The 24,436-nt window shown below is 51.2% G+C and carries 18 protein-coding genes; 9 read left to right on the top strand and 9 right to left on the bottom strand.

Annotated elements, in window-relative coordinates; genetic code table 11:
- Positions 1-144 precede the first annotated feature (144 nt).
- Positions 145-1,719 (bottom strand): inorganic phosphate transporter, encoded by a 1,575-nt coding sequence (locus HMPREF2726_RS04895; RefSeq protein WP_009311032.1) that lies wholly within the window; start codon positions 1,717-1,719, stop codon positions 145-147.
- 159 nt (positions 1,720-1,878) lie between these two features.
- Here HMPREF2726_RS04895 and HMPREF2726_RS04890 point away from each other — a divergent pair, with 159 nt between their 5' ends.
- Positions 1,879-2,979, top strand: coding sequence for an anhydro-N-acetylmuramic acid kinase (locus tag HMPREF2726_RS04890; protein ID WP_070602429.1), 1,101 nt, complete (start codon positions 1,879-1,881; stop codon positions 2,977-2,979).
- Positions 2,980-3,144: 165 nt separating this feature from the next.
- Here HMPREF2726_RS04890 and HMPREF2726_RS04885 read toward each other — a convergent pair whose 3' ends face one another.
- Positions 3,145-3,945, bottom strand: a complete 801-nt coding sequence (locus tag HMPREF2726_RS04885) for a factor H-binding protein (RefSeq protein WP_009311030.1) — start codon at positions 3,943-3,945, stop codon at positions 3,145-3,147.
- 315 nt (positions 3,946-4,260) lie between these two features.
- Between HMPREF2726_RS04885 and dnaE the strand changes: the two genes are divergently transcribed.
- Positions 4,261-7,713, top strand: a complete 3,453-nt coding sequence (gene dnaE / locus HMPREF2726_RS04880) for a DNA polymerase III subunit alpha (protein WP_009311029.1) — start codon at positions 4,261-4,263, stop codon at positions 7,711-7,713.
- Positions 7,714-7,871: 158 nt separating this feature from the next.
- Positions 7,872-8,417: a cytosine permease gene (locus HMPREF2726_RS04875; RefSeq protein ID WP_070602427.1), complete on the top strand. Its 546-nt coding sequence runs from the start codon at positions 7,872-7,874 to the stop codon at positions 8,415-8,417.
- Positions 8,418-8,733: 316 nt separating this feature from the next.
- On the opposite strand, the gene HMPREF2726_RS04870 is transcribed toward HMPREF2726_RS04875, so the two are convergent.
- Together HMPREF2726_RS04870 and HMPREF2726_RS04865 are read right to left on the bottom strand one after the other, a co-directional pair.
- Entirely contained in the window at positions 8,734-9,444 is a 711-nt protein-coding gene (locus HMPREF2726_RS04870) for an SAM-dependent methyltransferase (RefSeq protein ID WP_070602425.1), read from the bottom strand.
- A 59-nt stretch (positions 9,445-9,503) separates the two neighbouring features.
- Positions 9,504-10,094, bottom strand: a complete 591-nt coding sequence (locus tag HMPREF2726_RS04865; protein ID WP_070602422.1) for a Maf family protein — start codon at positions 10,092-10,094, stop codon at positions 9,504-9,506.
- Between the two features lie 54 nt (positions 10,095-10,148).
- Here HMPREF2726_RS04865 and HMPREF2726_RS04860 point away from each other — a divergent pair, with 54 nt between their 5' ends.
- The 5 genes from HMPREF2726_RS04860 to plsX all read left to right on the top strand — a co-directional run bounded on the left by HMPREF2726_RS04860 (position 10,149) and on the right by plsX (position 12,912).
- Positions 10,149-10,649, top strand: a complete 501-nt coding sequence (locus tag HMPREF2726_RS04860) for a YceD family protein (RefSeq protein WP_003776445.1) — start codon at positions 10,149-10,151, stop codon at positions 10,647-10,649.
- Positions 10,650-10,683: 34 nt separating this feature from the next.
- On the top strand, positions 10,684-10,863 hold the full coding sequence (gene rpmF, locus HMPREF2726_RS04855) for a 50S ribosomal protein L32 (protein ID WP_003744026.1): 180 nt from the start codon (positions 10,684-10,686) through the stop codon (positions 10,861-10,863).
- 159 nt (positions 10,864-11,022) lie between these two features.
- The gene (locus tag HMPREF2726_RS04850) at positions 11,023-11,550 is read left to right on the top strand and encodes a phosphoribosyltransferase (protein WP_070602467.1); all 528 of its coding nucleotides are present in this window, start codon (positions 11,023-11,025) and stop codon (positions 11,548-11,550) included.
- 112 nt (positions 11,551-11,662) lie between these two features.
- Positions 11,663-11,842, top strand: a complete 180-nt coding sequence (locus tag HMPREF2726_RS12915) for a hypothetical protein (protein ID WP_094113212.1) — start codon at positions 11,663-11,665, stop codon at positions 11,840-11,842.
- A complete protein-coding gene (gene plsX / locus HMPREF2726_RS04845; RefSeq protein WP_070602420.1) occupies positions 11,839-12,912 on the top strand; it encodes a phosphate acyltransferase PlsX in 1,074 nt (357 codons plus the stop codon). The genes HMPREF2726_RS12915 and plsX overlap by 4 nt, the downstream gene beginning before the upstream one ends.
- Positions 12,913-13,666: 754 nt before the next feature.
- Here the strand turns inward: plsX and HMPREF2726_RS04840 are convergent.
- From HMPREF2726_RS04840 to HMPREF2726_RS04830, 3 genes are read right to left on the bottom strand one after another with little or no spacing between them, the layout of a single operon-like run.
- Positions 13,667-15,085 carry an efflux transporter outer membrane subunit gene (locus HMPREF2726_RS04840; protein ID WP_070602418.1) on the bottom strand — a complete coding sequence of 473 codons (1,419 nt, stop codon included), beginning with the start codon at positions 15,083-15,085 and terminating at the stop codon, positions 13,667-13,669.
- A gap of 58 nt (positions 15,086-15,143) precedes the next feature.
- The gene (locus HMPREF2726_RS04835) at positions 15,144-18,359 is read right to left on the bottom strand and encodes an efflux RND transporter permease subunit (RefSeq protein ID WP_070602416.1); all 3,216 of its coding nucleotides are present in this window, start codon (positions 18,357-18,359) and stop codon (positions 15,144-15,146) included.
- Between the two features lie 11 nt (positions 18,360-18,370).
- A complete protein-coding gene (locus HMPREF2726_RS04830) occupies positions 18,371-19,663 on the bottom strand; it encodes an efflux RND transporter periplasmic adaptor subunit (RefSeq protein ID WP_009311020.1) in 1,293 nt (430 codons plus the stop codon).
- 235 nt (positions 19,664-19,898) lie between these two features.
- Between HMPREF2726_RS04830 and HMPREF2726_RS04825 the strand changes: the two genes are divergently transcribed.
- On the top strand, positions 19,899-20,534 hold the full coding sequence (locus HMPREF2726_RS04825) for a multidrug efflux system transcriptional repressor MtrR (protein WP_003764635.1): 636 nt from the start codon (positions 19,899-19,901) through the stop codon (positions 20,532-20,534).
- 191 nt (positions 20,535-20,725) lie between these two features.
- Here the strand turns inward: HMPREF2726_RS04825 and ettA are convergent, their stop codons facing one another.
- A complete protein-coding gene (ettA, locus tag HMPREF2726_RS04820; protein ID WP_003756559.1) occupies positions 20,726-22,402 on the bottom strand; it encodes an energy-dependent translational throttle protein EttA in 1,677 nt (558 codons plus the stop codon).
- Between the two features lie 202 nt (positions 22,403-22,604).
- Entirely contained in the window at positions 22,605-24,395 is a 1,791-nt protein-coding gene (locus tag HMPREF2726_RS04815) for a DUF4209 domain-containing protein (protein WP_070602414.1), read from the bottom strand.
- Positions 24,396-24,436: the final 41 nt, after the last annotated feature.

Genomic DNA, 24,436 nt, shown 5'->3' with positions numbered 1-24,436 from the left:
TCGCCTTGTCCTGATTTAAATTTAATCCACTGTAAATTTAATCCACTATATCTTGCCTCTCTTTTATCTTGATTTCGCCATAAAAAAGGTCGTCTGAAAGCGGGAACAGTGCTTTCAGACGACCTTTTGTGTAGCAATCCGATATTAGAACAGGGCTTGCAGAATCAGGTAGCAGGTCACGGACAGGATGGCGGCGGCAGGCAGGGTAATGACCCATGCCAAGCCGATGGGTTTCATCAGCTTCCAGTTGGCGTTGCGGTTGACCAGACCGATGCCGAGTACCGCGCCGACCAAAATATGGGTACTGGATACAGGCAGCCCCATAAAGGAGGCTGCCATCACGACGGCGGCGGCGGAGAGTTCGGCAGTAAAGCCCGAAGCGGGGTGCATTTCCGCCAAGCTGCTGCCGACGGTTTTAATCACTTCTTTACCGACAAACCACAAGCCGACAATCAAGGCGATACCGAATGTCAGCATGGCAATCGGCGGAACGGCGTTTTGAGAAGTAATGCTGTTGGTGCGCAATGCGTCCATGATGGCGGCAAACGGGCCGATGGCGTTGGCAATATCGTTTGCGCCGTGGCTGAAGGCGAAGCCGCAGGCGGTAAATACCTGCATCCATGAAAACATTTGAAAAGTGGATTTATCCAAATCTTTGCGCTTCAGGCTTTTGGCGAATACGAACGTACCCATCCACACTGCCGCGCCGATCATGAAGATGGTCAGGAAGCTGTTGACATTGCTCATGCCTAAGTGAAGGTTGTTCAACCCTTTGAAAATCAGCATGGCGGCAATCATCATCCCGCCGAAAGAGGCGATAAAGGGAACCCAAGAATGAAGGGCTTTATAGGAGTCGACGTTGTTTTTGCGGTTGTCCAAATCGTACAGGCCGCGGTAGTAGTCGCTTTTCAGATCGGCGGGATCAAAATCCGGCTCGTCGTAGATTTGCGCGTCGTGTGCCATTTTGGTGGCGTATTCGACTTTTTCACTTTCGCTCAAGGCTTCAAAAAATAGGCGGTGCTGTTCTTTGTAAGCCTTTTTTTCTTGCTTGATGCCCTTGAGCGTGCCTTCCGCCCAAGCGTTGTAATCCAAAACGTTTTTCTTCACTCTGGAAAACAGTAAATAGGAGGCCGTGCCGCCCAAAATGGGGGACAAAACCCAAGACAGGGCGATTTCGCCCAATTTGCCCCATTGAATCAGATCGCCCGCGTTCATATTGTTCATCACCGCCATGCAGACCGCGCTGCCGACGATACCGCCGATAATGGCGTGGGTAGTGGAAACGGGCAGGCCTTTACGTGAGGCGAACAAAAGCCACAATGCCGCCGCGAGCAGTGCGGACATCATGATAAAGACAAACTGCATGGGCTGAAGGTCGATGCCGTTCAAATCCACAATGCCTTTGCGTATGGTATCGGTCACTTCGCCGCCCGCAATCACCGCGCCGCTGACCTCGAACACCGCCGCAATCAGCAAAGCCTGGGGAATCGTCAGCGTACCGGAGCCGACGCTGGTACCGAAGGAATTGGCGATATCGTTACCGCCCACGTTAAACGCCATGAAAACGCCGAACATGGTAGCGATAATGAACAATATGGAATGGTTGTAATGGGTATAGCCCAAGCCCCAGTAAATAAAATAGCCGACCATGCCCACCAGCATAGCGGCAAAGACAGCATTAATCAGCTTCAAGTTGGCACTCATCTGAGTTTGAGCCATAGGATCAGCTTCCTTAAGAATTGCGGATGTGTTTCGGACTATTGTAACCTTTTTGCAATCTTTCTTGAAACATTTATTTACCTTCGCCGCGCCAAATACCTGACAAATCGCAAAACCGCGTTAAAATGTTTTTTTACGGCCTAATCCGAACCACAACCCATGAATACCCAACTTTATATCGGCATCATGTCCGGCACCAGCATGGACGGTGCAGATGCCGTGCTTATCCGTATGCAGGGCAATCAATGGCAGGGCGCGCTGGCTCATGCCTTTACCCCGTATTCAGACGACCTCCGTCAAGAGCTTCTAAACCTTCAAAATATCGGCGACAACGAATTGCACCGCAGCAATATCCTGTCCCAGACCCTCAGCCGCCTTTACGCGCAAACCGTCCACACCCTCCTCTCAGAACAAAACCTGCCCGCCGAAGCCGTTACCGCCATCGGCTGCCACGGGCAAACCGTCCGCCACGCCCCCGAACACGGTTACAGCATCCAGCTTGCCGACTTGCCCCTGCTGGCGGAACTGACCGGCATTTTTACCATCGGCGACTTCCGCAGCCGCGATTTGGCTTCGGGCGGGCAAGGCGCGCCGCTGGTTCCCGCCTTCCATCAAGCCCTGTTCCAACATCCGCAGGAAACCCGCGTCGTCCTCAATATCGGCGGCATCTCCAACATCAGCGTCTTATCGCCACAGCAAGCCGCTTTCGGCTTCGACACCGGTCCCGGCAATATGCTGATGGACGCGTGGATGCAGCACAACTGGCAGCAGTCATACGACCACGACGGGCAACGCGCCGCACAAGGCGCTATCCTGCCTGATTTGCTGAACCGCCTGCTCGACCATCCCTATTTCAGACGACCCCATCCCAAAAGTACGGGCAGGGAGCTTTTCTCCTTAAACTGGCTTCAAGGTCGTCTGAAAGGCGGCGAAAAGCCCGAAGATGTTTTAAGAACCTTGGTTCGCTACACCGCGCAAACCATCCGCGACGCCGTTGATACAGCCGCCCCCGACACGCGCAATCTCTACGTCTGCGGCGGCGGCATCCGCAATCCGGTTTTGATGCAGGATTTGGCGGACCTGTTCTCCCCCGCTGTCGGATTGAACAGCACCGCAGCGCTTAACCTTGACCCGCAATGGGTCGAAGCCGCCGCTTTCGCCTGGCTCGCCGCGTGTTGGATAAACCGGACGCCCAGCAGCCCGAACCATGCGACCGGTGCAGCCAAAGCCTGCATCTTGGGCGCAGGCCACTACGCCTGATGTCCGGTTTCAGACGACCCGTCCGATATCGGCTGCCATAGCCGGACAATCCGTCCGTATCCAAACCTCCGCCCCATCAAAAAAGGTCGTCTGAAAAGCGGCAACCCAGGTTTGAAACCTGATTGAACCGCGTTTTCAGACGACCTTATTACACGTCTCTTTCAATTATTCTTTTTTACCGGCAAGTCCGATGTCTTTCTCTTTATCGCCAACTTTCACTTGCGCTTTACCGGCAATCTCTTCAGCCTTGCTGCCGAAAATGTTCAAACGGTAGCTGCCTTTGTCTTCATTGTTGAGCGTCGCGCGTCCGTTGATTGCCGAACCCGTACCTGCTGCGGCAATGTTAGCGGCAGCCAAATCGACATTGTAATCAGGCGCCATGCCGCTGATTTTGCCCTGACCTTGTTTTTTCTCAAAATCAATGGTGTACGTCAGGCGGCCGCTATTATCGTCGCCGTTAAATGCGATACCACGGTAGGTATAGCGGCCCAGTTGCGGCAGGTCTTTAAAGGCAATTTCCTTACCTTGCACTTCGCCGACTTTAAATTCATACGCCTGCAAGTCTTTCAGCTTGTTGCCGTCGGCAGAATCGGCTTTCTGCTTGATATATTTGGCAGCGACAGCCGAATTGTCTTGTTTGTAAACCATAAAATCGCCGCGTTCCAAATCGATGACCTGTCCGTTGACGTTGATTTTGCCGACGTAATCATAATAGGAAATCTTGTCGCGCTTCAGAAAGGCGGTGTCCAAATTGTCGCCTTTTTTAAGCGTTTGCACCTTATTGTTGGCACTCAGCTGCATCGTGCCGTTTTCGGGAACGCTCTCGAAAACGGTAATGTATTTCACGCCCTTAGCCTTAGGATCAAAGCCTTTGCCTATCGCATCGGACAGCGCGGAAGAGGAGCTGCCGCAGGCGGCAAGCGTAGAAACCAAAGATGCGGCAAGAACCAAGCGGACGGCTTTCATGGTTTTCCTTTCGTTTGAAGTTGTTTGATAACATATTCATATTATCGCACCAGCCCTCAATGACGTATGATTTAAATCAATATTCATCATTCCTATTCCGCCGCTTTGCCAGCCTTTGCAGTTTATACCGTCGTCTTTTCATTTTTGTGAAACCGTTTCACAGCCCCGCCCGATTGCCAAACAACCCGATACCATGCTGCTTCCGCCATCTGCCTCTACCGTTGAGGTCGTCTGAAAGCCCGCTTCACTCCTTTTCAGACGACCTTTTTCCAACCCTGCTACAATACGCCTTTTACTGTTCACGCCGATTTTGCCATGACCGAGCCGACCTACATCCCGCTGCGCCTGCATACCGAGTTTTCAATTACCGACGGTATGGTGCGGATTAAAAAACTGATTGCCAAAGCGCAGGAATACGGTTTGCCTGCTTTGGGCATCAGCGATTTGATGAACGAATTCGGTTTGGTGAAATTCTATAAAGCCTGCCGCAGCGCGGGGATTAAGCCCGTCGGGGCGGCGGACGTGTGGATAGGCAATCCGAATGCGCCCGACAAGCCGTTCCGCGCCATGCTGATTATCCGCAACGATGCGGGCTATCTGCGCCTGAGCGAGCTTTTGACGGCGGCTTATGTCGGCAAAGACCGCAATGTCCATCATGCGGAACTCAATCCCGAATGGCTGGAAAACGGCGACAACAGCGGCTTGATTTGTTTGAGCGGCGCGCATTACGGCGAAGTGGGCGTAAATCTCTTGAACGGCAATGAAGACGCGGCGCGTGCGGCGGCGTTGAAGTATGCGGCGTGGTTCCCCGATGCGTTTTATCTGGAGCTGCAACGCCTGCCCGAACGTCCCGAATGGGAGGCTTGCGTTTCGGGCAGCGTGAAGCTGGCGGAGGAATTGGGTTTGCCGGTGGTGGCGACGCATCCGACGCAGTTTATGAGCCGCGACGATTTCAACGCGCACGAGGCGCGGGTGTGCATCGCGGGCGGCTGGGTGCTGACGGACAAGAAACGTCCGCGCGATTTTACGCCGAGCCAGTTTTTCATTCCGCCGGAAACGATGCTGGAGCGTTTCGCCGATTTGCCCGAAGCCTTGGAAAACACGGTGGAAATCGCCAAACGCTGCAATATCCATATCACGCTGGGCAAAAACTTCCTGCCCCTGTTCCCGACGCCCGACGGCTTGTCGCTGGACGATTATTTGGTAAAGCTGTCCAACGAGGGTTTGCAGGAACGCATGGTTCAGCTTTATCCCGACGAGGCAGAACGGGCGGCGAAAATGCCGGAATATCAGGAGCGGCTGGATTTTGAGCTGAACATCATCATCCAGATGAAATTCCCCGGCTATTTCCTTATCGTACAAGACTTTATCAACTGGGCGAAAACGCACGGCTGTCCGGTAGGGCCGGGACGCGGTTCGGGCGCAGGCTCGCTGGTGGCGTATTCATTGAAGATTACCGACCTTGATCCGCTCAAATACGCGCTGCTGTTCGAGCGTTTCTTGAACCCCGAACGCGTTTCCATGCCCGACTTCGACGTGGACTTTTGCCAAAGCAACCGCGGCCGCGTGATTGAATATGTGCGCGACAAATACGGTGCGCAGGCGGTGAGCCAGATTGTGACCTTCGGCACGATGTCGTCCAAAGCGGTGATACGCGACGTAGGGCGCGTGCTGGAACTGCCGTTTACCCTGTGCGACAAACTGTCGAAGCTGATTCCGTTGGAAGCCAACAAACCTTTGGGTTTGGACGATGCAATGAAGGCGGAGCCGCAGATTCAGGAATTGATCGAAGCGGAAGAAGCGGACGAACTGATTACGCTGGCGAAAAAGCTGGAAGATTTGACGCGCGGTCTGGGTATGCACGCGGGCGGCGTGTTGATTGCGCCGGGCAAGATTTCCGATTACAGCCCCGTGTATCAGGCGGACGAATCCGCTTCGCCCGTATCCATGTACGACAAGGGCGACGTGGAAGACGTGGGTTTGGTGAAGTTCGACTTTTTGGGCCTGCGCAACCTGACCATTATCGAAATGGCGCAGAACAACATCAAAAACACCACCGGCGATATTGTCGATGTCGGCAAAATCCCGCTCGACGACCAAGCCGCCTACAAAATCTTCCGCGACGCGAACACCACCGCCGTCTTCCAGTTCGAGTCGACCGGCATGAAAAAAATGCTGAAAACGGCGCACACCACCAAGTTTGAAGAACTCATCGCCTTCGTATCGCTCTACCGCCCCGGCCCGATGGACAACATCCCCGACTTCGTCGCGCGCATGAAGGGGCAGGAATTCCAATACATCCACCCGCTGCTCGAAGGCATCCTCGCGCCGACCTACGGGATTATGGTGTATCAGGAACAAGTGATGCAGGCGGCGCAGATTATCGGCGGCTACTCGCTCGGCGGCGCGGACTTGCTGCGCCGCGCCATGGGTAAGAAAAAGCCCGAAGAGATGGTGAAACACCGCGAAATCTTCGCCGAAGGCGCGGCAAAACAAGGCATTTCGCGCGAAAAATCCGACGAAATCTTCAACTATATGGAAAAATTCGCCGGCTACGGTTTCAACAAATCCCACGCCGCCGCCTACGCCCTGATTTCCTACCAGACCGCATGGCTCAAAGCCCATTACCCCGCCGAATTTATGGCGGCGACCATGTCGTCTGAATTGGACAACACCGACCAGCTCAAACATTTCTACGACGACTGCCGCGCCAACGGCATCGAGTTCCTGCCGCCCGACATCAACGAATCCGACTACCGCTTCACGCCGTATCCGAACATGAAAATCCGCTACGCACTCGGCGCGATTAAAGGCACGGGCGAAGCCGCCGTCGAATCCATCATCGCCGCGCGGCAAAGCGGCGGCAAATTTACCGGCCTGTTGGACTTCTGCGAGCGCGTCGGCAAAGAACACATGAACCGCCGCACCCTCGAAGCCCTGATACGCGGCGGCGCGTTCGACAGCATCGAACCCAACCGCGCCATGCTCTTGGCAAACATCGACCTCGCCATGAACAACGCCGACCAAAAAGCCGCCAACGCCAATCAGGGCGGGCTCTTCGACATGATGGAAGATGCCATCGAACCGGTGCAGCTCATCGACGCGCCCATGTGGAGCGAATCGGAAAAACTCGCCGAAGAAAAAACCGTCATCGGCTTTTACCTGTCCGGCCACCCGTTCGGCCCGTATGCCCAAGAAGTCCGCCAAATCGCCCCGACCAAATTAGGCCGTCTGAAACCGCAAGACAGCGTGCGCCTCGCCGGATTCGTTACCGCCGTGCGCACCATGATGGGCAAGCGCGGCAAAATCGCCTTCGTCAGCCTCGAAGATTTGAGCGGACAGATTGAAATCATGGTCAGCGGCCAGACGCTGGAAAACTGCGCCGACTACCTCAAATCCGACCAAGTACTGATTATCGAATCCAAAGTCAGCCGCGACGACTACGGCGGTGGCGACGGGCTACGCATCATGGCAAACCAAGTCATGACCCTGCAAATGGCGCGCGAACGTTACGCCCGCAGCCTCAGCCTCGCCCTCACCCCCGGTCACGACATCGAACGCCTCGCTACCATCCTCACCGCCCACCGCCTGCCCGACACGCCGCACATCCCGCTGCAACTGTCGTACAGCAACGGCAAAGCGTCGGGCAGGTTTCAAGTGCCGCCGAAATGGATGGTTACGCCGAGCTCCACGTTATTCGACGAACTGGAAAAACTGCTCGGCAGCAGGGCAGTACGCGTGAATTGGGAAGGCGCAGGGGTCGTCTGAAACAGCGACGGAAAACTGCTGTTTAAACTGCATCGCTATTAAAATACAAAACCGAACCTTTATTTTCAGACGACGTTTGATAAACCATTCAAAGACGTCGTCTGAAAACGCAAAACCGCACCACATTACAATTAAATCATCACTCACCACACCACATCATGAACACATACTCCGAAGAACCCGACGGCTTCATCCTATACGACGAAAGGCCCGATCCCTTCGACAACCGCCGCGCCAGCCGTACGCGCTTTGCGGCAGTAAACCTGCCCATTTTGCTGGGCATAAGCGCAGTGTCCGCACTATTGCTGTGGATTACCCAATCATGCTTGGGTCAATGCGGCATCAACCGGCAGGTCGGCGGCGCAGTGCATGTCTTTGCCATCGCCCTTTACGGCCTGCTGCACTATCAAAGCACTTGGCTGGAAAAGCGCTGCAATGATGCCGGAAAGGGGCATTATCCGGCGATATGGATGTTCAGAATTAGCCTCGTACTTGCCGCCATCAGCCTGATATTGCCGGTATTTACATTACCTATGGTCGCGGGCGGACTGCTTCAATTCGTCTACGGCATGATATTGCCGTCCAACCCATTGCCCAACCTGATGGGCTATCCTAAAACCAACTCGACAGCCCTACAAATCTGCGCGCTCTTAGCGTGTATCACGGCGGTGCTGATGGCTATCGGATTGTTGCATTGGTTTTAAACGCTCCGAAATATAGTGGATTAAAATTGCAATGATACGGCGTTGCCAACGCCCTTATGTATAGTGGCTTAACTAAATCAGGACAAGGCGACGAAGCCGCAGACAGTACAAATAGTACGGCAAGGCGAGGCAACGCCATACTGGTTTAAATTTAATCCACTATACTACCCATACACGGCGAGCGTTGTCGCCTTGTCTCATTTTTATTTTAATCCACTATAAAGCAAAGGTCGTCTGAAAACCTTGTCTAAAAGGTTTCAGACGACCTTTTCAGTATGGCAGGCTCTAATTCATCCAACCGCCCACCCCTATTTTCCTAACACGCGTGCAACACAAATATCGTCGGGCGTTTTTTCAAATTCGGCAGCGTTTTCGATTTCTGCCAAGCGGCAACGGTTTGGCTGATGATTTCCTGCGTCGGCAAAGTCAGGTCGGTTGCGGTGCAGAGGCGGGTTTCGGGATACAGCGTTTCCAGCGCGTCGGCAAGCAGCGCGTCGTTGCGGTAAGGCGTTTCGATGAAAAGCTGGGTTTCGTTTTGCTGACGCGAACGCTGTTCCAAGCTCTTCAAAGCGGCAATACGCTCGCTTTTCTCGGACGGCAGATAGCCTTTGAACGCGAAATTCTGCCCGTTCGCCCCTGACGCCATCAATGCCAGCAACAGGCTGGACGGGCCGACCAGCGGACGGACTTCATAGCCGTGTCGGTGCGCCAATGCCACCAAATTCGCGCCGGGATCGGCAACCGCGGGACAACCCGCTTCGCTGAGGATGCCCATGCTGCGCCCTTCCTGTAAAGGTTTCAGAAGCTCGGGCAGGGTTTTCAGGTCGGTGTGTTCGTTGAGGGTTTGCAGGTTCAGCTCGCGGATGGGGGTCGTGATGCCCAAATGTTTCAAATGGGCGCGGGCGGTTTTCTCGGCTTCGACGACGAAATCGGTCAAACCGGTAATCTGCGCCTGTTCTTGCGGCAGCAGGCAAGGCGTATCGGGCGCGCCCAAAGGGGTGGGAATCAGGTAAAGAATCGGGGACATGATGGTGTTTCCTATACGGAGGGTCGTCTGAAACCGTCAGACAACTGTTTTCAGACGACCTAAATGATTTCTACGCTTTCGTTTTTTAAAAACTCGACCAGTTTGAAGATGGGCAAACCGATAAGCGCATTCGGGTCGCTGCTGTCTATGCGTTCCAACAACGCCGCGCCCAAGCCCTCGCTCTTCGCCGCACCCGCGCAGTAAACCGCGTCCGGTTCGCGCGCCAGATAACGCTCAATCTGCCCGTCTGTCAGCGTGCGCATCACGACCGACGTGTTATCGACATGACGCTGAATGCATCCCGAAGCAGTATTCAAAAGCACGATTGCGCTGTAAAATTCAATCTTTCTGCCGCTCAAATCCCTGAGCATTTGTTGTGCATTTGCGACGTTCATCGGTTTGCCCAACTGGCGGTCATTGCACCACGCCACTTGGTCCGCGCCGATTACCAACGCGGCAGGAAATCGAGCCGCCAGCGAACGCGCCTTCCCTTCCGCCAAACGCAAGGCAGTATCCGCCGCGTTTTCACCCGCAGCGGGTGTTTCGTCGAAATCAGGCGCGGCAGTTTGAAAATCAATGCCCAAACGTTCGAGCTGCGCGCGGCGGAACACCGAACCCGAACCCAATATCAAAGGCAGTTTTGCACTCATATTTTGCTTAAAAATATTGACGTTAGACTGTCGAAATTATATCATACCCCGTTTATGTCAGACCCTAATTTGATTGACCCAGAAGTTTTCGCCTCCGAAAAGCAGACCCTGCAAGGCAGCTTCCTGCTTGAGGAATTGGACGAACGAGTCCGTTCGCACGATTATCCGGCCGACAAACAGACCAAAGTGTCGTTTACGCTGAGCGGCGGACGCGACCGACTGCAGCGTTTGTTTCTCGATTTGAACGTCAAAGCCGATATGCCGCTGATTTGCCAACGATGTATCCGCCCCATGCCGTTTACGCTCGACGAAACCAGCCGTATTGTTTTGTTCGCCAACGAAGAGGACTTGGATGAAGCAATGCTTGCCGACGAAGAGTTGGAAGGCATGCCGATTGAGAAAGAACTCGACGTACGCGGGTTGGTGGAAGACCAAATCCTAATGTCGCTCCCCTTCTCCCCGCGCCACGAAAACTGCGACAATGCCGCGCTGGAACAAGTCAATCAGGACAAACCCAACCCTTTTGCTGTTTTAGCAGGTTTGAAAAGCAGTTAATCAGGACACAGTTTTATTTATCTAGGAGCTTGAAATGGCCGTTCAACAAAACAAAAAATCCCCTTCCAAACGCGGTATGCACCGCTCTCACGACGCTTTGACCGCGCCTTCTCTGTCTGTTGACAGCGTAACCGGCGAAGTACACCGCCCGCACCACATTTCCCCCAACGGTATGTACCGCGGCCGTAAAGTAGTGAAAGCCAAAGGCGAATAATCTTATTCGACTGACTGAAAAAGCCAGAATATTGCCATGCAATGCTGGCTTTTTTACATTACATCCGAACTGCCCGACTCCATGCCTGCCCATGCTTCAAAATGCGGCACAAAATCCCTGCAGTTCAAACTGATACACCCCATTGAATCGGGAATCGCCATGAAACAGAAAATCTGGTACACCTACGACGACATCCACCGCGTGATCAAAGCGTTGGCGGAAAAAATCCAAAACTCCGGCGTCAAATACGATGCCATGATCGCCATCGGCGGCGGCGGCTTCATCCCCGCCCGTATGCTGCGCTGCTTTCTGGAAATCCCGATTTACGCCGTAACCACCGCCTATTACGACAGCGACAACGAAGGACAGGTAACGGAAGAAGTCAAAAAAGTCCAATGGCTCGACCCCGTGCCTGACGTACTGAAAGGCAAAAACGTACTCGTCGTCGATGAAGTCGACGACAGCCGCGTGACCATGGAATTCTGCCTGACCGAGTTGCAAAAAGAAGATTTCGGCACCATCGGCGTTGCCGTCCTGCACGAAAAAATCAAAGCCAAAGTCGGCAAAATCCCTGAAGGCATCCCCTACTTCAGCGGCCTTACCGTAGAAGACTGGTGGATCAACTACCCTTGGGACGCGCTCGACATCGACGAACACAACCGCCTCGCTGCCGAAGGCAAAAAATAAGCCTGCAACGGAGAAGCCCACCTTCTCCCGAAACGGTAAAAGCGAAATCCGTAAAACACCGATAAAACGAGATTTTGCCTCTTTTCAGCGCATCTTCATAAAACGCATTAGAATGTGGAACGCAACCCTTCAATCCGAAGCCCCCGACCACACATACACCCCTTTTCAGACGACCCCGTGCTGCGTATCGCAAAAAGGTCGTCTGAAACCGACTGTGAAGCCGAACAAACCCACAGAGGCAGCCGACACCGCCCCTCTTCCGTTTCACAGCACAAACCGGAGAACAACATGATTACATTGGCCGTAGATGCCATGGGCGGCGACTCAGGTCTCGCAGTTACCGTCCCCGGTGCCCTTGCCTTTTTGAAACAGCAGCAAGACGTACACCTCATTATGGTCGGCGACGAATCTGCCGTCCGCCAAGCCCTCTCCGCAGCCAACGCGCCGATGGAGCGCATTACCGTACTCCACGCCTCCGAAGTCGTCGGCATGGACGAAGCCCCGCAGCTTGCCCTGAAAAACAAAAAAGACTCCTCCATGCGCATTGCCATCAACCAAGTCAAAGAAGGCAACGCGCAAGCCGCCGTCTCCGCCGGCAACACCGGCGCGCTCATGGCAACCGCCCGCTTCGTCCTCAAAACCATTCCGGGCATCGACCGCCCCGCCATCGCCAAATTCCTGCCCTCCGACAGCGAACACCTGACCCTTGCCCTCGATTTGGGTGCAAACGTCGACTGCACGCCCGAGCAGCTCGTACAGTTCGCCATCATCGGCAACGAACTCTTCCAAGCCCTCTACCCGCAAAAAGGCAGCCCGCGCGTCGGCCTGCTTAACGTCGGCACCGAAGACATCAAAGGCACGGATACCGTCAAACAAACCTTCAAACTGCTCAAAAGCAGCAAACTGAATTTCATCGGCAACATCGAAAGCAACGGCGTCCTATATGGCGAAGCCGACGTGATTGTCGCAGACGGCTTTGTCGGCAACATCATGCTTAAAACCATCGAAGGCGCGGTCAAATTCATGAGCGGAGCCATCCGTCAGGAATTCCAACGCAACCTGTTCAACAAAATGGCCGCCGTCGCCGCCCTCCCCGCCCTGAAAGGCTTGAAAAGCAAACTGGATCCGCGCAAATTCAACGGCGCCATTCTGCTCGGCCTGCGCGGCATCGTCATCAAAAGCCACGGCGGCACAGACGATGTCGGCTTCAGCTACGCCTTAGAAGAAGCCTACCACGAAGCAAAATCCGCCAGCCTGTCGAAAATCGAACAAGGTGTCGCCGAACAATTCGCCGCCTTGGAAGCGATTAAGGCGGAACAAGCCGCTCAAGAAGCACAGCAAGCCGAAGAAACCAAAGTTTAAGGCCTATCTGCACAAATCCTCCAAGCGTGTTTGCCACATAGCGAAAGGGTCGTCTGAAATCCATTTTCAGACGACCCTTTGAGTTTGAATCATTCAAAGTCAATCAACGTTTAATCAAAACAGCACGGTCTAGCCCCGCCCTAATGCCCCATCTGTCTGATAGGCTTCACTTTCTTATCGCAATACTTCAGACCGATACCGGTTTATCCTCTTCTATTTCTTTCCAACTCTGTCAGTAATAACCATTAAATCTTATTATTTTTCAATAAATTACATTAAATTTACGATTTCTTATCAATTTTGTATTGATAATTATTTTTATTAGCGTATAATCAAAACCACTCGGAAGCCGTCCGCTCCGAGCCATTAAACGACAGATTATCCCCTCTTCTTTTTGTCTCATTACCTTCGGAGTGCGCATATACGAGAAATACCGTTCCCATTTATATCAGATACTCAAAACCGAAAAACACAAAACCCGCTATCTCAACAGCGGGTTTTGTGTTTGTTTGTATGGAGAACGACACAGCCCCCCATCAAACTAGAAATCGCAAGAAGATGCTGACGGAATACCGCCCCCCTCCCTGATGACACCCTTCCATCCGTGACCAAAAAGGTCATCTGAAATGGAAATCTCCAATTTCAGACGACCCCTAGTTAAACATCCAAAAATCAAACCCTGATATAAAACGTCGTCTGAAACCTGATGTCCGGTTTTCAGACGACGTTTTGATGCCGTTTATTTCAAACAGTCTTACTGCTGTGCAGCAGGCTGGCTAACGGTTTCGCGTTTCAAACCGCCGCCGAGTGCTTTATAGAGGTCGGCGAGGTTTTCGAGGCGGGTGAGCTGGTTGGCAAGCAACGCGGTTTCTGCGCCATAGCTGCTGCGCTCTGCGTCAAGCAGGTCGAGGGCGTTGGATACGCCGTGTTTGTAGCGCAGATTGATGAGACGCAGGGTGTCGTTGTAGGCGCGGCTTTGTTTGTTTAGCGCGGCGTAGCTCTTGTCGAGTTGCTCGCGTGCGACCAAGGCGTTGGAAACGTCTTGGAATGCGGATTGAACGGCGGCTTCGTAGGTGACGATTTGAGCCTCTTTACGCAGCGTGGCTACGTCGAGATTCGCTTTGTTGGTGCCCCAGTTGAAAATCGGCAGGGTAATGGAAGGCGCGAACGACCAGATACCTGTACCGCTTTTGAACAGACCGCTCAACTCGCCAGACGCGGTACCGACCGAACCGGTCAGGCTGATGGTGGGGAAGAAGGCGGCACGCGCTGCGCCGATGTTGGCATTGGCTTGTTTGAGCGAGTGTTCGGCGGCGCGGATGTCGGGACGGTTCAGCAGCACTTCGGAACTCAAGCCGGCAGGCAGTCGGGTGATTTTGAACTGTTTGCTCAAAGGCAGCGCGGCAGGCAGGTCTTCCGGCAGGGGTTGGTTAATCAAGGTTGCCAAGGCATTGCGGGCCTGTTCGCGGTTTTTGACGGCGTTCGCGTAATCGGCTTTGGCGGATTCAATCAGAGCTTCCTGTTGACGCAAATCGACGGCGGAAATCACGCCTGCCTTGTGGCGCATTTGGGAAAGTTTGTAAGTGGTTTCGCGGGTTTTAAGCACACGCTGCGCCAATGCCATTGATTCTTGGGCGTAGAGTTCGTTGAAATGGGCTTTGGCAACGGCGGCAATCAGGGCAAGGTGGGCGGCATCGCGGTTTGCGGCTACGCTGAAATAACCTTGCAATGCGGCTTGGCTGTTGCTGCGGACGCGTCCGAAAAGGTCCAGCTCGTACGCTGCCGCGCCCAAACCGACAGTGTATTCGCTGCGGGTAACGCCGCCGCTCAAACTGCCTACCCGAGTTCCGGTACCGCTGGCGTTGATGCTCGGCAGCAGGTCGTTGCGGGCAATCATGTATTGTTTGCGGTAGATTTCGGCGTTCAATGCGGCGGTGCGCAAGTCGGTATTGCGTTCCAACGCGATGTCGATAAGGCGGTGCAGGCGCGGGTCGGCAAAGAAGTCCTGCCAGCCCAAGTCGGCGGCGCGGATGCCGTCGTCGAAGGTGTCGTATTTGAAGGTTTCGGCAACTTCAACCTGCGGTTGTTCGTATTTCGGGATCATGGTACAGGCGGACAGCGCGACGGCTGCGGCGACGGTACTCAATACCGTTTTGAATGTCTTTTTGTTCATAAGGATTCCTTGGGGTCGTCTGAAATCCGTGTTTCAGGTTTTCAGACGACCTTTTTGCTTAGTGCTTGTTGTCCGTATTTTGATCTTCATGGGAAATCATGTCTGCTTCGGCAGCGTGTTTCACTGCCATTTCATGTTCGTGCGGAGTTTCCTTGAAGAATTTGCGCACGATGACATAAAAGAGCGGCACAAGGAACACGGACAAAATCGTACCGATCAACATGCCCCAGAACACAGTCGTACCGATAGCACGCTGGCTGGCAGAGCTGGCACCGCTGGCAACATACAGCGGAACCACGCCTAAAATGAAGGCAAACGAGGTCATGATAATCGGACGGAAACGCAAGTGTGCAGCGGCAAGCGCGGCTTCAATCGCGCTCTTACCCTGCGCTTGCAGGTCTTTGGCGAACTCGATAATCAAAATCGCGTTTTTCGCACTCAAACCCATCACCGTAACGAAACCGACTTGGAAGTAGATATCGTTGGCGTATGCCGGAATACTGCCCAGCAGCGCTTCAAACATATTGCGCCCCGTAACGCCCAATGCCGCGCCAATCAAGCCCAACGGAATCACAAGGATAACTGCCAACGGGATAGACCAGCTTTCGTACAAAGCAGCCAATACCAAGAATACAGCGGCAGCGGCCAATGCGTACAACACGACGGTTTGCGAGCCGCCTTTGGCCTCTTCACGAGACTGGCCGCCCCATTCCAGACTGTAACCGCCGCCCATGTCATCAACCATTTGCTGTACCGCAGCCATGGCCTGACCGGAAGATACGCCATTAACAGGCGAACCGGAAAGCTCCATTGCAGGATAACCATTGAAGCGGACGCTTTGTTCCATACCGTTTACCCAAGAAACAGTAGCAATGGTAGAAAGCGGTACGGCAACACCGGATTTATTCGGCACGGTCAAGTTCAGAATATCGGCAGGCTGCATACGGGCACTCGCATCAGCTTGTACCATCACGCGTTGCAGACGGCCTTGATTCGGGAAGTCGTTTACATAAGACGAACCCAAAGAAGAAGCCAAAGCAGTACGGATGTCAGAGAACGAAATACCTTGTGCAGCTGCGGCAGAGCGATTGATGTCGATTTTCAACTGCGGCGCATCTTCCAAACCGCTCGCACGAACGGTACTTGGGTTAAACAAACCGCTTTTGCGCATTTTGTCAATCAGCTCATTGCGCTTGGCCAACAATGCAGCATGGCCGCTGTTGTTACGGTCTTGCAGGTAAATCGTCAAGCCGGAACCTGTACCCAATTCCATAATGGCTGGAGGCACAATCGCCAAACCGAAACCGTCTTTCAGCGTAGCCATCATCATACCGGTCAACTTACCGGAAATAGAAGTCGCATCGCTGCCCGGAGCAGTACGTTCGCTCCAATCTTTCAGAATGACAAAGCCCAAAGCCATGTTTTGACCGGAGCCTGAAAAACTGAAGCCGGAAACGGTAATAATGTTCTCAATCTCAGGTATAGATTTTGCCAGTTGAGTGATTTGAGCCAAAGTTGCATCGGTACGCTCTTTGGTTGCACCGGCAGGCAATTGTACGCTCAACATCAAGTTACCTTGGTCTTCAGACGGCAAGAAGGAAGTCGGCAGACGCATAAACAGGAATACGCCCACAACAGTCAAACCAATATAGACAACCATCATGCGCAAAGTCTTGCGCAAGACTTTGGCAACCCAGCCTTCATAGCCGTGTGTCCAGTTGTCAAATTTTTTGTTAAACCAACCGAAGAAACCTTTTTTCTCTTCGTGATGACCCTTCTGAATCGGTTTGAGCATGGTGGCACACAATGCCGGAGTCAGCGTCAAAGCAAGGAATGCGGAGAAGCCGATCGATGCCGCAATGGTCAGGGCAAACTGTTTGTAAATGTTACCGGTTGCACCGCTAAACATCGCCAGCGGCACAAATACAGACATCAACACGGCAGTAATACCGATTACCGCACCGGAAATCTGACCCATCGCTTTTTTGGTTGCAGCCTTAGGCGACAGACCTTCGCTCGCCATAATACGCTCAACGTTTTCAACGACCACAATCGCGTCATCGACCACAATACCGATCACCAATACCATCGCAAACATGGTCAATACGTTAATCGACATACCCATGTATGAGATAAAGGCAAAACCGCCCAACAGGGAAATCGGTACAACAATGGTCGGAATCAGCGTATAGCGGATGTTTTGCAGGAAGAGATACATCACTAAGAATACCAAAACAATGGCTTCCAAAAGCGAATGGATCACTTTCTCAATCGAAATTTCCACAAATTTGGAAGTATCGTAAGGAACTTTCCAGCTCATGCCGTCTGGAAAATACTTCTGCAAAACCGCCATTTTTTCTTTTACTGCAGTCGCCGTTGCCAAAGCGTTACCGCTGTTAGACAGCATCACTGCCATACCGGTGGTGTTCACGCCGTTCAAGCGTGTAGAAGTAGAATAGTCCTGCATACCCAAGCTGACTTTGGCAACGTCTTTCAGATAGACGTTCGAGCCGTCAGTATTGGATACCAAAATGATGTTGCCGAACTCTTCAGCAGTGCTCAGCTGACCTTGCGCTGTAACGGTCGCCGAAATGGTCTGACCTGCAGCCGCCGGCAAAGAACCGATGGAGCCTGCTGAGATTTGAATGTTTTGTGTCGCAAGCGCATTGGTTACCGTTGCAAAAGACAGGTTGTAGTTTTGCAGTTTTTTCGGGTCAACCCAAATACGCATGGCGCGTTGCGCACCAAACAATTGTACCTGCCCTACCCCGTCGATACGCTGCAGTTCAGGAATGATATTGCGCTGGGCGTAATCGTTCATTTCCTCAATGGATTGCTTTTCAGAAGAAAGCATGACCACTTGCAAGAAGTTGGAACGCGCTTTAGATACGGTTACACCATATTGCTGTACGGTAGACGGCAATGTGGACAACACTTCCGACAATTTGTTCTGCACGTCCACCTGCGCCAAATCTTCATCGGTCTCAGGTGTAAACGTCAGACTGACGCTGCCGCTGCCGCTGGAATTGGCAGAAGTCGTCATATAGTCCAAACCTTCCACACCGTACATATTACGTTCGATAACGGCCAGTACGCTGTCTTCCATTACCTGAGCAGAAGCGCCCGGATAAGTAGCGCGCAAAGTAATGGTCGGTGCAGCAACGGACGGATATTGGGAAATCGGCAGTTTTTGAATGCCGAAAATACCCGCTGCGATGATAAAAATCGCAATCACCCATGCAAAAATGGGGCGGTCAATAAAAAACTTAGCCATGGATGCCTTCCTTATTTAGCCGCAGATGCCGGTTTGGCTTCAAAGGTCATCTGAACGTCTTTTTTCGCTTCGGAAGCAGCTTTCGGAGCAGCTCCGGCAGCAGATGCCGCCGCATTTTCAGGAGATGTCCATTCTTTAGGCGTTACCTTTTTCGCGCCACTCATGGCGGCGATACTGGTGCCGTCCACAACGACTTTGTCGCCGTCGTTCAGACCCGCAGTGATAATCCAGTTGGTTCCCTGCTGCTGGGTGACTGTTACCTCGCGCGGCTCCATTTCGCCTTTGGCGTTCACAATCGTTACAGTATCTTTCGTACCGCGCGTTACTGCCTGCTGCGGCACGACGAAGGCATTGTCGGCAGCCACTTGTTCCATCAAGACGCGCACATAAAGACCGGGCATCAGGATATTTTTGTCGTTCGGCACTGAAGCGCGCAGCGTGATTTGTCCGGTCGTTTCGTTAACAGACGGATCGGAGAACAGCAAACGGCCTTTATGAGGATAAACTTCGCCGTTGTCGAACTTGATGCCCACTTCAATCGCACCGTCCACGCCCGACAGCTTGCCCTCGGCAACCTGTTGGCGCAGCTTCATTACTTCGGTCGCAGATTGAGTGATGTTCACATACATAGGATTGGTTTGGCGGATGGTTGCCAGAACGGTCGTATCACCCGCGTTCAACAGCGTACCTTCGGATACTTTGGACTGCCCGATGAAACCTGAAATCGGCGCGGTAATGCGCGCCCTGTTCAGATTGATACCGGCAGATTTAATCGCCGCCTGAGCCGCTTTGACGCTTGCTTCGGCAGAACGTTTCGCCGTTACCGCCGCATCGTAGTCCTGTTTACTGATGGCATCGGCGGCAACCAGCGGCTTGTAACGCGCCAAGTCGGCATTGGCTTTGGCAAGGGTTGCCTGCGCGCTTGCCAACTGGGCGCGCGAGCTTTCCAGATTTGCTTCATAGGTGGAACTATCGATTTGGTAAAGCGGCTGTCCGGCGCGGACATAGCTGCCCTCTTGAAACAGGCGTTTTTGGATGATACCGCCGACTTGGGCGCGGACATCCGCGGTACGCAGCGACTCCAACCGACCCGGCAGCTCGGTCGTCAGCGCGACGGTTTCAGGATGGACGGTAACGACACCGACCACCGGTGGCGGAGCTTCTTTTTGTGCAGCTGCCTGCTGCCCTTTTCCATCTTTTGCACCTTGCGTCGCATCGGTGCCTTTGTTACACGCTGAAAGAGCCAACGCAGTAGCGGCAGCGATTGCCGCCATGCGCATCACCTTAGAAGCATAAGAAGCCATTACTTTTCCTATCTATATAATTGTTATGAGGGTTTACCCTATACTTTGTCATCATAGCCGATTTTTGGTTCCGAAACAACAATAACCTGCCTCAATATCCGGAGCAGGTCGTCTGAAAAATTATTTTATACTTGAGAGCCAATCTCAATTACGAGTGCCATTATACATACATGCTTGCATGGATACAAAGTATTTTTTATAATTCCCAATATTCCACCCAATTGAAATAGGTATCATGCGGAAAACCAAAACAGAAGCCCTTAAAACCAAAGAACATCTCATGCTCGCCGCGCTGGAAACCTTCTACCAAAAAGGCATCGCGCGCACTTCGCTCAACGAAATCGCCCAGGCCGCCGGCGTGACGCGTGGCGCGTTGTACTGGCATTTCAAAAACAAAGAAGACTTGTTCGACGCCCTCTTCCAGCGCATTTGCGATGACATCGAAAACTGTATGCATCAGGACGCGGCTGATAGCGATGAACAAGAGTGGTCGCTTTTCCGCCGCACCTTGATGCACTTTTTCACACGCCTGCAAACCAACGACATCCACTATAAATTCCACAGCATCCTGTTTTTAAAATGCGAACACACCGAGCAGAACGCCGCCGTCATCGACATTGCGGATAAACATCAATCGATTTGGCGCGAGAAAATTACCGAAGTTCTGACCAAATCCATTGCACAACATGCCTTATCCGAAGATTTGGATACCGACATGGCGGTCATCTTCATCAAATCGATGCTGGACGGTCTGATTTGGCGTTGGCTCTCGTCCGACAAAAGTTTCGACCTTGCCCAAACCGCACCGCGCATGATTGACATCCTCTTGGACAATCTGAAAAACCACCCGCAACTGCGTAAACAAAAATAACGGACCGTACACAAAAGGTCGTCTGAAAACAAGCACCACACGTTTTCAGACGACCTATTCTCTGCCTCAGCAGGCGTTATATATTATGAATCAACCCGTTAGACAAACAACGTCCGAACAATCCCTGCTTAACAAAAACGTCGTCTGAAACCCTTTTTCAAGTTTTCAGACGACGTTTTCTTATTTTCCTATCAACGCGTTACCGGCTTATATTTAATCCGTTTCGGTTTCGCGCCCTCTTCTCCGAGTCGACGTTTCTTATCGGCTTCGTATTCCTGATAGTTGCCGTCGAAGAACACCCATTTCGAATCGCCTTCGCAAGCCAAGATATGCGTGGCGATGCGGTCGAGGAACCAGCGGTCATGCGAAATCACCATTACGCTGCCGGCAAATTCCAGCAATGCGTCTTCCAGCGCGCGCAGGGTTTCCACGTCTAGGTCGTTGGACGGTTCGTCCAGCAGCAACACATTGCCGCCGCTCAACAAGGTTTTTGCCAAGTGCAAACGTCCGCGTTCGCCGCCGGAAAGCTGCCCCGCGATTTTGCTTTGGTCGCTACCTTTAAAGTTGAAACGACCCAAATATTGGCGGGCGGGGATTTCAAACTGCCCGACCTGCAAAATGTCGCGGCCTTCGGCGATGTTGTCGAACACGGTTTTGTCGTTTTGCAAACCTTCACGGCTTTGGTCAATCAGGCTCATTTTCACGGTTTGGCCGATTTTCACTTCGCCGGAATCAGGCTGCTCTTTGCCCGCAATCATTTTGAACAGCGTCGATTTACCCGCGCCGTTCGGGCCGATGATGCCGACAATCGCGCCCGCAGGCACTTTGAAGCTCAAATCGTCAATCAGCACTTTATCGCCAAACGATTTGGAAACGTTCACAAATTCAATTACTTCATTACCCAAACGTTCGGCAACGGGAATGAAGATTTCCTGCGTTTCATTGCGTTTTTGGTATTCGTAGTTGCTCATTTCTTCAAAACGCGCCAGACGCGCTTTGGATTTGGCTTGGCGGCCTTTGGCATTTTGGCGCACCCATTCCAATTCCTGCTTCATCGCTTTCACACGCGCGGCTTCGGATTTCGCCTCGTTTTCCAAGCGTTTTTCTTTCTGCTCCAGCCAAGACGAGTAATTGCCTTTCCACGGGATACCGTGTCCGCGGTCGAGTTCCAAAATCCATTCGGCGGCGTTGTCCAAGAAGTAGCGGTCGTGCGTTACCGCGACCACCGTGCCGGGGAAGCGCACGAGGAATTGCTCCAGCCATTCGACCGATTCCGCATCCAAGTGGTTGGTCGGCTCGTCCAACAGCAGCATATCCGGCTTGCTCAACAAGAGTTTGCACAAGGCGACGCGGCGTTTTTCACCGCCGGACAAATTGCCGATTTTGGCATCCCATTCTGGCAGGCGCAGCGCATCGGCGGCGATTTCCAATTCGTGTTCCGCACCGCCGCCCGTGGACGAACCTGCCGCAATAATCGCTTCCAAGCGGCCCTGCTCTTCCGCCAGCGCGTCAAAATCCGCATCGGGATTGGCGTACTCGGCATACACTTCTTCCAAACGTTTCTGCGCGGCGGCTACTTCGCCCAAACCGCTTTCCACTTCCTCGCGCACGGTTTTCTCAGGATCAAGCTCCGGCTCTTGCGGCAGATAGCCGATTTTGATGCCGCCCATCGGCACGGCTTCGCCCTCAAATTCCTTATCCACACCCGCCATAATCCGCAGCACGGTGGACTTGCCCGCGCCGTTCAAACCGAGCAGGCCGATTTTCGCGCCGGGGAAGAAGGAAAGGGAAATATCTTTAATGATGGTTTTCTGCGGCGGCACAACCTTGCTCACGCGCAGCATAGAATAGACGTATTGTTGGGACATGGTTTTCTCAATTCGGTCAAACAAATTTCAGACGACCCATTTTAACCGATTGCACCGATTGTTGCTTGCACGGATGATATTTAGAAGGGAAACAGATGGAATGGATTGATTTGTTTGGATTTGGAAGAAGGTCGTCTGAAATAATGGTTTCAGACGACCTTTTTAAATATCCTTTATTAATAAAAGATGTTAAATTAGATAGTTAGTTCTCAGGCATGACATTATGAATAACCAATCTCAAAACCATCCACCAAGCATAAACACTATATAATGAATTACTGGTCTCATCATCTAATAATCCATGCCCAACTTCGTTCCTCAAGTTAGCACTCAATGAATCAGTAAATACTGCTTGCAATTCAAACCAAAGATCATCCCCTAAAATTTCTCTAGCACCAACGATACTGACCAAACTAGATAATCCCATTTCATTTTCAATACCATTTGGATCTGTATGTGTTGTAACCAGTCCATTTCGTTTTAAAAGCTGTCTAACCATATTTTCAACCTGTGGAGCTAATAAATGGATAGCACTTCTAAAATCCCATTCAAATCCTTGATACAAAGCATTAGCAACTAGAATTTCTCTTTTTTCAGGAACGATGGCGGACAGTTTACATAATTGAATCAGAAATTCTTTAGGAAATAAATGCTCTTTTTGAATTTGGTTTAAAGCTGGCAGAATACAACCTTCTACGGCTAAATGCATATGAATACCAAAATTCTTAATAGCTTTTTTTAGAATTACTTCATCCCTATTACTACCATCTAAAGCCAAAGGAGGAATAGAAGAAATTTTTCTTCCATCAGGTGAAACTGAAGTTGCACCAAAAAGTGAAGAAGTAGGAAAATTATTAATATTATTTTCAGTACTTTTCCATATACTTTCAAAATTACAAGATGAAACACCAGAAAAATAGAGAAGAGATTCAAAAGCAGTTTGTTTACCTTTTACGTGGTTGGCACAGTGTTCTTGTAAATCAGAAATATCCATCTCTTTAGTAGAAATCAATTTCAATTCATCTGTAATCAGAAGTCCAGATTGCGTAATTTTTTCTTGAACAGTATCTAGTTTTTGATCTATTTGCAGAATACTTCTATATGATTTTGGAATTTCTCTATATCTTTGAAAAGCTAGTTTATAAAAACTATTCGCAACCATAGCGCTTTCATTTTTTCGATAGTCTCCATGATTTTCTATAGCTTGCGACAACAATGCAAGACTTTTATAGCTATCCTCCGCATTACCCGATTTTTTGAACAGCTTAGCAGCTAACTCCAGATATTTTTCAACAATATGAAATTGTTGCTTGTGATTAAATTCTTTTTGTTTTTCTAACAACTTTTCTGCTAATTTATAGTTTCGTTCTTCATCTAAATCTGTATTATCAAAGATTTCAATTATTGTTAGCAGATAGAAATCCCAATTTGTTGAAGGATTTTCTATTTCTTCTAAAAGTTTTGATTTTATTTTTTCAATAAGGGAGCTATTTTTTGTTTGTTTAGCAAGCATTACAGCCCTCTCCCAAAAAACATGAACATCAGGTTCAAAGAAATCATCGAATACATCCATTGAGATATAATTTTCAATGGCAATCTCTGAGTGTTTTTTATTTTTCGGTTTTGAATAGGTCCATAAAATATCAGCGATTCTTGCTTTTAAGATAGGTGGTAAATCTTCATCAACAATACTCGATAGATATAAAATTTCTTCATTAATCAAATCTATTGGTAAAAAAGAGCGTTTATTTCCCCAAGTCATGAAAGGTTGGAATGGATCATTTCTACTCTCTAAGTCAATCATTGGTGAGCAGATATTTGACAACAGGAATAGAGATTTTCTTAACTTAGTATTTGTTTCATTAGTGGCAATATTCTTCAAAATGCTATGAATTCTAAACAAAGAATTTTTTTCTTCGTCAGATAGCTTAGAAAATATCTCATCTATTTTTATACTAGTTTCCTCTTTTGATAAAAAATTTGATTCATCCATACTTTAATTCCTATAAACTATAAAACCAAATTACACCATAC

Origin of the sequence: Neisseria sp. HMSC074B07 (genome assembly GCF_001810355.1) — a bacterium.
Classification (GTDB): Bacteria; Pseudomonadota; Gammaproteobacteria; order Burkholderiales; family Neisseriaceae; genus Neisseria.
The sequence above is the reverse complement of the archived record's forward strand: the minus strand, read 5'-3'. Positions and strand labels throughout refer to the sequence as shown.

Bases quoted from the DNA above. Each gene is read 5' to 3' on its own strand.
- HMPREF2726_RS04895 (WP_009311032.1), bottom strand. From the start codon at position 1,719: ATGGCTCAAACTCAGATGAGTGCCAACTTGAAGCTGATTAATGCTGTC.
- HMPREF2726_RS04890 (WP_070602429.1), top strand. From the start codon at position 1,879: ATGAATACCCAACTTTATATCGGCATCATGTCCGGCACCAGCATGGAC.
- HMPREF2726_RS04885 (WP_009311030.1), bottom strand. From the start codon at position 3,945: ATGAAAGCCGTCCGCTTGGTTCTTGCCGCATCTTTGGTTTCTACGCTT.
- dnaE (WP_009311029.1), top strand. From the start codon at position 4,261: ATGACCGAGCCGACCTACATCCCGCTGCGCCTGCATACCGAGTTTTCA.
- HMPREF2726_RS04875 (WP_070602427.1), top strand. From the start codon at position 7,872: ATGAACACATACTCCGAAGAACCCGACGGCTTCATCCTATACGACGAA.
- HMPREF2726_RS04870 (WP_070602425.1), bottom strand. From the start codon at position 9,444: ATGTCCCCGATTCTTTACCTGATTCCCACCCCTTTGGGCGCGCCCGAT.
- HMPREF2726_RS04865 (WP_070602422.1), bottom strand. From the start codon at position 10,094: ATGAGTGCAAAACTGCCTTTGATATTGGGTTCGGGTTCGGTGTTCCGC.
- HMPREF2726_RS04860 (WP_003776445.1), top strand. From the start codon at position 10,149: ATGTCAGACCCTAATTTGATTGACCCAGAAGTTTTCGCCTCCGAAAAG.
- rpmF (WP_003744026.1), top strand. From the start codon at position 10,684: ATGGCCGTTCAACAAAACAAAAAATCCCCTTCCAAACGCGGTATGCAC.
- HMPREF2726_RS04850 (WP_070602467.1), top strand. From the start codon at position 11,023: ATGAAACAGAAAATCTGGTACACCTACGACGACATCCACCGCGTGATC.
- HMPREF2726_RS12915 (WP_094113212.1), top strand. From the start codon at position 11,663: ATGTGGAACGCAACCCTTCAATCCGAAGCCCCCGACCACACATACACC.
- plsX (WP_070602420.1), top strand. From the start codon at position 11,839: ATGATTACATTGGCCGTAGATGCCATGGGCGGCGACTCAGGTCTCGCA.
- HMPREF2726_RS04840 (WP_070602418.1), bottom strand. From the start codon at position 15,085: ATGAACAAAAAGACATTCAAAACGGTATTGAGTACCGTCGCCGCAGCC.
- HMPREF2726_RS04835 (WP_070602416.1), bottom strand. From the start codon at position 18,359: ATGGCTAAGTTTTTTATTGACCGCCCCATTTTTGCATGGGTGATTGCG.
- HMPREF2726_RS04830 (WP_009311020.1), bottom strand. From the start codon at position 19,663: ATGGCTTCTTATGCTTCTAAGGTGATGCGCATGGCGGCAATCGCTGCC.
- HMPREF2726_RS04825 (WP_003764635.1), top strand. From the start codon at position 19,899: ATGCGGAAAACCAAAACAGAAGCCCTTAAAACCAAAGAACATCTCATG.
- ettA (WP_003756559.1), bottom strand. From the start codon at position 22,402: ATGTCCCAACAATACGTCTATTCTATGCTGCGCGTGAGCAAGGTTGTG.
- HMPREF2726_RS04815 (WP_070602414.1), bottom strand. From the start codon at position 24,395: ATGGATGAATCAAATTTTTTATCAAAAGAGGAAACTAGTATAAAAATA.